Here is a 7318-nt window from a genome sequence, read left to right as displayed (position 1 = left end):
GCAACCTCTTCCCTGTGTTGCTTCCGTAAGGCTTTGCCCCTGCCCGATGGTCAGATTTGGAGCGGCCAGTTTTCACTTCCTTGCCGGATGGCAACAGTCGCGTGGGTGAACACGATCTCCCCACCTAAAATATGGCTAATCAACACGCCTGAGGATGAGAACAAATAAAAGGCCGGGAATTTTGATCTTCCCCTTGTCAAGTAGACATGTTAAAACAAGCCGGTTGTATGAATCACGTAGTTTGGGCCCGGTATTCGACCGGGCTCAAGTTATGTAAACGAGATTGAAAACGTATATGATTGTAAAATCGTATGTAGTCATGAAAAACAGGGCGTGCTTCATCGATAGTAGTGAATGAATGCAAATATAGACATTCACTCTTGAAGTGGCCAAAAAAACTTTCGATGCAAGCATTGTCCAAGCAGTTCCCTTTCCTGGACATACTCGGCTTGATATTGTATCGTTGAAGTAGGTGATTGTATTGTCGAGAGGTGTACTGGAATCCTCGATCGCTGTGTAAGAGGACTCCATTCACTTCTCGTTTTTTTATGGCTGCTTTTACAGTGTCGAGAACCCACTGGATATTGTTCCGTTTACTAATCCGGTAGGCGATGACCTCGTTGTTAAATAAATCGATGATGGCGGACAGGTAATAAAACCGTCCCTGAATGGGGAGATAGGTGATATCCGTTACCCATTTTTCGTTGGGACGGGAAGCGGAAAACTCCCGATTCAACCGGTTTTCTGAGATCACCAACGCTTCCTTGGCACCGAAATATCTTCGCTTCTTTCGGATCACTGCCTGGATTCCCAACTCCTTCATCAGCCGGTACACCCTTTTTCGGTTGACATGGATCCCATACTGACGACGAAGCCATACAGTGATCCTCGGATATCCGTAGATCCCGCTTACTTCTTGGTGACATTCAAGGATCTTGCACTTCAGTTTTTCATCTTCCACGCTTTTTAAAGACGGGTGCTGCTGCCTTCGTACCCACTTCTAGAACCCGCTTCGTGAAACACGAGCCACTGCACACAGCAGGGAAATCGGGAACCGTGTAGCCATTTCCTGAATCACTGCATAGGCCTTCCTCTGACATCTCACCTCCCCTCCAAACCCAGCCACTTTTTTAGAAATTCATTCTCCGCTCGGAGCCGGCGCACTTCCTCTTCCAAGCTGGCAGGATGTTTTCGGGGCCGCCCTTTCCGTGGGTGCGTCGATTTTCCCCGCTTTTCCTCCAATCCTTTCGTCCCTTCGTTTTCATAATGCCGAACCCATCGGCGCACACTCCGATCCTCGGCGATTCCTAATTCTTTAGCGACCGCCTGATAACTGAGCTCTCCTTCGAGATACAACTGAACCGCCTGCATCTTCAGCTCTTTTGAATAGGTTCTCCGAATATTCCCCATAACAAATCCCCTCCAAGTATACAGTAAGGGGCTTGCTTTTTACTGTCTACTCAGAGGGGATAATATCAAAGCTCCCGGCCTTTTATTTGTTCTCTATTGATTAGGATACGACAGGTCCTTAAGAGTTCTTTTCCAGCTCGATCAAGAGATCCCCACTTTCAATACTGTCCCCTGCCTTGGCATGAACGGCTTTCACTCTTCCCGGGAACGGAGATTGTACCGTCGTCTCCATCTTCATCGCTTCGGTGACGATCAAGTCCTCTCCTTTCTCTACTTCATCCCCGGACTCCACCATCACTTTCAATACTTTCCCCGGCATAGAGGCCCCGATCTGCCCCTCATCGGAAGCATCTGCTTTACGGCGCGCTTCCATAGAGACTTCGGCGGACTGATCAAAGAGCGTGACCTGTCGCGGTTGTCCGTTCAATTCAAAATAGACGATGCGATTCCCCTCCGGACTGAGGGAACCGATAGAAATCAATTTCACAATTAAGGTCTTCCCTTGCTCGATCTCCACTGCCACTTCTTCTCCCGGTCGCAATCCGTAGAAGAAAGTAGGGGTATCCAAAGCGGAGACCCGCCCGTACTCATTGGATAGTTTCTCTTTATCCAAGAAAACCTGGGGATACATGATATAGGACATCACATCAGTGGGTGTCACCGGTCGGCCGACTTGATCCTGCAATTCCTTTTCCACGGCTGCAAAGTCCACTGCTGGCAACTTTTCTCCGGGACGATGGGTGAAGCTTTCCCGCCCTTTGAGAATGATCCGCTGCAGTTTTTCGGGAAAGCCCCCGGGAGGTTGTCCCAGATATCCTTGAAAAAAGCGGACAACAGACTCGGGAAAATCCAGGCGCTCCCCTCGCTCATAAACATCCGCTTCCGTCAAGTTGTTCTGAACCATGAACAAGGCCAAATCTCCAACCACTTTGGAAGAAGGCGTCACTTTAACAATATCACCGAACATATGGTTGACGATAGTGTAAGCCTCTTTCACTTCGTCCCAGCGATCACCGAGGCCGACTGCTTTCGCCTGTTGGTGAAGATTGGTGTACTGCCCGCCGGGCATTTCATGCTTATAGATTTCAGTGGTCGTCGATTTCATCCCGCTCTCAAAGCCAGCATAAAAAGGACGGACATCTTCCCAGTAATCGGCCAATGGTTGCAGCCGAGCCAGATCCAATCCCGTCTCCCTCTCTCTGCCTTCCAGAGAAGCCACCAAGCCATCCAAACTAGGCTGAGAAGTCAACCCGGACATGGGACTCAGTGCAGCATCCACAATATCTACACCTGCCTCATAAGCCTTCAACAGGGTCGCCAGTTGGTTACCGCTGGTATCGTGGGTGTGCAGATGGATCGGCAGTCCCACTTCCTGTTTGAGAGTCTGGATCAACTGGTAGGCCGCATAGGGTTTCAGCAGTCCCGCCATGTCCTTGATCGCCAGGATGTGTGCCCCCATCTGTTCCAACTCTTTGGCCAGGTTTACATAGTATTGCAGGCTGTACTTATCCCGTTTCGGATCCAGGATGTCTCCGGTATAACAGATGGACGCTTCAGCCACCTTGCCGGACTCCCGGACTGCCTCGATGGCCACCTGCATCCCCGGAGTCCAGTTCAAACTGTCGAAGATACGGAAAACATCGATCCCGGCGTCAGCGGAAAGTCGGACGAACTCTTGAATCACATTATCCGGGTAGTTGGTATAACCAACCGCATTGGCCCCCCGCAGTAGCATCTGGAATAGAAGATTGGGAATCCGCTCTCTGAGGAGAGTCAACCGCTCCCAGGGATCTTCATTGAGAAAACGCATACTGGTGTCAAAGGTGGCACCGCCCCACATCTCCAGAGAGAAAAGGTCGGGTGCCAATCGACTGGTCGCCTCAGAGATCCGCAACAGATCGTTGGTGCGCACCCGGGTGGCGAAAAGAGATTGGTGTGCATCCCGAAAGGTAGTATCTGTGAGCAACAACCGTTGCTGCCCCCGGATCCATGCCACCAACTCCTCCGGCCCCCTTCTATCCAAAATTTGCTTGGTTCCCTCCAGGGGAGCCTGTAGCTGAGATAAATCCGGAAGACGGGGTGGGGAGAAGGAGGGTTTCTCTCCCTTGGGCAACCCAGGATGGCCGTTTACCACGGTCTCCCCGATGTAGTTCAACAGTTTGGTCCCCCGATCCCGCATAGACGGATAGGCAAAGAGTTCCTGTCTGCTGTCAATAAAGGTAGTATCGTAGTTTCCGGTCAGGAAATCAGGGTGTTGGACGACATTCTCCAAAAAGGGAATATTGGTTTTCACACCCCGGATGCGAAACTCTCGCAACGTGCGCAACATCTTGTTGGCAGCCTGTTGAAAGTTTAGCGCCCAAGAGGATACCTTGACCAAGAGTGAATCATAGTGGGGAGTGATGTTGGCCCCCAGATGAGCATTGCCCACATCGAGTCGAATCCCAAAACCGCCACCGGAACGATACGCGAGCAAGCGACCGGTATCCGGCAAGAAATTTTGCGCAGGATCCTCAGTGGTGACCCGGCACTGGATAGCATAACCGTGGGTGATGATCTCCTGCTGCGACGGGATGCCTACTTCCGGTGAATCGAGGGCATATCCTTCGGCGATCCGAATTTGCGACTGGACAATGTCGATTCCGGTGATCATCTCGGTAATCGTATGCTCCACCTGCACCCGGGGATTGACCTCGATAAAATAAAAATCCTGCTCCGGCGTCACCAGGAACTCCACCGTTCCCGCATTGGTATAACCGGCAACTGTCATCAGTTGCAATGCGGCTTCACAGATGCGGTTTCGCAATTCCTCCGGCAGAGCGACACTGGGAGCCACTTCCACCACCTTTTGATGCCGACGCTGGATCGAACAGTCCCGTTCAAAGAGATGAACCCTGTTCCCCTGTTCATCCCCCAGAATCTGCACTTCAATATGCCGGGGGTTCTCCAGATATTTTTCGATATAAACCTCTGCATTCCCAAAAGCGGACTTCGCTTCGGAACGGGCCCGGTCCACCGCTTCCTGCAGTTCATCCCGACCGCGGACGATGCGCATCCCCCGGCCACCTCCGCCGGAAGCGGCCTTGATGATCATCGGGTAGCCGTGAGTCTCACCAAATCCGATAGCCTCCGCCAATGAATCAATCGGCTCCGGAGTGCCGGGAATCACTGGGATTCCGGCCTTCACCGCCATCTCTCTCGCCTTCACTTTATCCCCGAACATCTGAATCTGTTCCGGCGAGGGTCCGATAAAGACGATTCCTTCTTCACGGCACCGGTTAGCAAACTCCGCATTTTCAGACAAAAATCCATATCCGGGATGAATCGCATCCACATCATGCCGCTTGGCGACATCGATAATCCCTTCAATATCGAGATAAGCTTCGATCGGCCCTTTTCCTTCCCCGATCAGATAAGCTTCATCTGCCTTGGAACGGTGGAAAGCCGTCATATCCTCAGCGGAATAGAGAGCGACCGTCCGAATGCCCAGTTCTGTACAGGCACGAAAAATACGAATTGCGATTTCGCCACGGTTGGCAACCATGACTTTGTTGAACTTCCTCGTCAATCATTTCACTCCCCTTCCCTGGTCGGTAAACTGCTCCCTCAAAATTCACCCGGCGGGATCAGGCGAGGTCAAAGGATCATCCACCCCTGTCCCCCCGGATTCTTAACAGAAATGAATCGGTTCTTGCTTACGTGAAAGTTTACAATATACTCACCCTTGAATAAAGATGCAATCCTTGAAAAAACGATTCCTTTTTCCGGGAGTGTGGGAATCTATATCAAGAAATGATCGTTCCACCGTTGTCAAGCCTCCTGATCTTCCCGGTTACCGTCCCTTGAAAATCGGTTGCCTCTTTTCAAAGAAGGCAGTCACTCCTTCGCGATGGTCATCGCTTCTGCCGCAGACCGTCTGCTCTCTGGCTTCCGCCTTCAACAGGGTGGGAAGGTCATTTTCGAAACTCTTCGAGAAATTGCGCTTCATCCCTGCAAGGGCACTAGTGGGTGCCTGCACCAGCCGCCGGGCATATTCCTCCACTGCCGTCTCCAATTCTTCCGCTGGCACCACCCGGTTCACCAATCCCATCGTGTAAGCTTCCTCCGCGTCCAATTTTCTCCCCGTCATCGCCAGCTCCAGCGCCCGACTGTAGCCCACGATCCGTGGCAGAAAAAAGGTAGCTCCTGCATCTGGCACTAAACCGATGTTGACAAAAGCGAGACTGAGCGAAGCGTGATCAGAGGCAATCCGGAAATCGCAGGCCAAAGCCAGGCTCAAGCCCGCACCGAAAGCTGGACCGTGCAGAACGGCTATGATCGGTTTGTCCGCCTCCACCATCTGCATCAGAAGTGGATTGTAGGTCTCCTGCAAAACCTTTCCATAGTCCGCCTCTGCGCCAAATTCCTGGGTGATGCTGAGATCAGCTCCGGAACTGAAGCCTTTGCCGTTTCCTTTCAGGACGATGCAACGCACCTTTGGGTCTGTGACAGCTTGGTCCATGGCCTGAATCGCTTCCTCATGCATCTTCATATTGAAAGCATTAAAAGATTCTGGCCGGTTCAAAGTGACTGTTGCGACTCCGTCCTGGGTCTCATACAAGATGGTTTCAAACATGGGTTGCACCCTTTCGGCTTATAATCAGTGCGATGGATCTCTTGCGGTTCCATCCTCCTATCCATCATACAAAAATCATGCCACTCTTTGCAAAAATAGATCATCTACTTCAGACTTTATGAAACCACCCCTGCCGGGGGCAGGGGTGGTTTTCCATGTTTTATTGGCTTAATAGTTTCAGAAACTCTTTCATGAACCCGGGCAAATCCGGCCAGGCGTGACCGGATACCAGATTTCCTTCCACGTGCAGATCTTTGTCGATGTATTTGGCACCGGCCCGCTCCACTTCCGGGCGGCAGGTGGTGAAGGCGGTCATCTCCCTTCCCTGGACCGCCTCTGGCACCACATCAAAGACCAAAGCCGCGTGGCAGATCGCACCTACAGGCTTGTTCGCCGTGAAGAAATGGGTGACGATCTCCGGCACCTGCTCATGCATCCGGATATGTTCCGGTGCACGTCCACCGGGGATGATCAGACCATCAAACTCGGCCGGATTCACCTCTGCAAAAGATGCATCAGCATCCAGGCCATAAGCGAACTTTTCTGTAAAGGTCTCCATATGCGGTTCAAAATCATGCACCACGGTCTGCAATTTTTTCTTCTTGGGTGCCGCGATGGTGACCTCGTGTCCTTCTTCCAACAGCCGATAGTAGGGATAGAAGACTTCCAGAGCTTCCACCGCATCACCGGTCAGGATCAATACTTTTGCCAATCAGAAAACCTCCCCTTTAGATGGTCCAATCATATTTATATCCTTTCCGCGGGAGAAAAAAACCGGTTTTTCCTCAGAAGCGGTTGATTCCGCTCCTCAAGCTCTGATGGACCCCTCCAAGTCCGACGATTTTACCGGCTGGCTTCAGGGGAACGGTATATCCATCTTTCTTCATCCAACAAGAATAAGAAGATAGAGACAAGAGCGGCTCTTTTGAATTCCTCTTCAAGAGTCGCTCAGTTCCCCTACAACTTCCCTACCTCGCTTGGATTTCCACGACTCCTTTCTGATACCTATTTCCAGTGCTCGCCCAGCACGATTCGCCTTTACGCTCTTTGTAAGTGACCGGAACCGCCTCACTCTTCTGCACTAGCGGAAAAGCAGGGAAGGGAGTTCATCCACCACTCTGGCTGAGCTGGTTTGCACATCAGAGTACTTAAATAAGCTAACACCTTCAATTCATAGTGAATTGATTTTCTATTTTCCATCAGGCGTGTTGATTAGCCATATTTTGGGTGGGGAGATCGTGTTCACCCACGCGACCGTTGCCATCCGGCAAGGAAGTGAAAACTGGCCGCTCC

4 protein-coding genes and 1 pseudogene are annotated in these 7318 nt (G+C 51.4%); all 5 read right to left on the bottom strand.

Annotated features, from left to right (window positions below):
- Positions 1–232 precede the first annotated feature (232 nt).
- Positions 233–976 (bottom strand): annotated as a pseudogene (locus JOD24_RS15915) (IS3 family transposase); the annotation flags it as partial.
- 125 nt (positions 977–1101) lie between these two features.
- Complete coding sequence (locus JOD24_RS15910) at positions 1102–1410, bottom strand: transposase (protein ID WP_429247340.1); 309 nt, start codon at positions 1408–1410, stop codon at positions 1102–1104.
- Between the two features lie 118 nt (positions 1411–1528).
- The gene (gene pyc / locus JOD24_RS15905; protein WP_429247339.1) at positions 1529–4978 is read right to left on the bottom strand and encodes a pyruvate carboxylase; all 3450 of its coding nucleotides are present in this window, start codon (positions 4976–4978) and stop codon (positions 1529–1531) included.
- Between the two features lie 264 nt (positions 4979–5242).
- Positions 5243–6025, bottom strand: coding sequence for an enoyl-CoA hydratase/isomerase family protein (locus JOD24_RS15900; RefSeq protein ID WP_429247338.1), 783 nt, complete (start codon positions 6023–6025; stop codon positions 5243–5245).
- Positions 6026–6185: 160 nt separating this feature from the next.
- The gene (locus JOD24_RS15895; RefSeq protein ID WP_380163070.1) at positions 6186–6737 is read right to left on the bottom strand and encodes a DJ-1/PfpI family protein; all 552 of its coding nucleotides are present in this window, start codon (positions 6735–6737) and stop codon (positions 6186–6188) included.
- Between the last annotated feature and the right edge of the window lie 581 nt (positions 6738–7318).

The organism is Kroppenstedtia sanguinis (assembly GCF_050433445.1).
In the GTDB taxonomy this organism is placed as follows: Bacteria; Bacillota; Bacilli; order Thermoactinomycetales; family DSM-45169; genus Kroppenstedtia; species Kroppenstedtia sanguinis.
The sequence above is the reverse complement of the archived record's forward strand: the minus strand, read 5'-3'. Positions and strand labels throughout refer to the sequence as shown.

Bases quoted from the DNA above. Each gene is read 5' to 3' on its own strand.
- JOD24_RS15910 (WP_429247340.1), bottom strand. From the start codon at position 1,410: ATGGGGAATATTCGGAGAACCTATTCAAAAGAGCTGAAGATGCAGGCG.
- JOD24_RS15900 (WP_429247338.1), bottom strand. From the start codon at position 6,025: ATGTTTGAAACCATCTTGTATGAGACCCAGGACGGAGTCGCAACAGTC.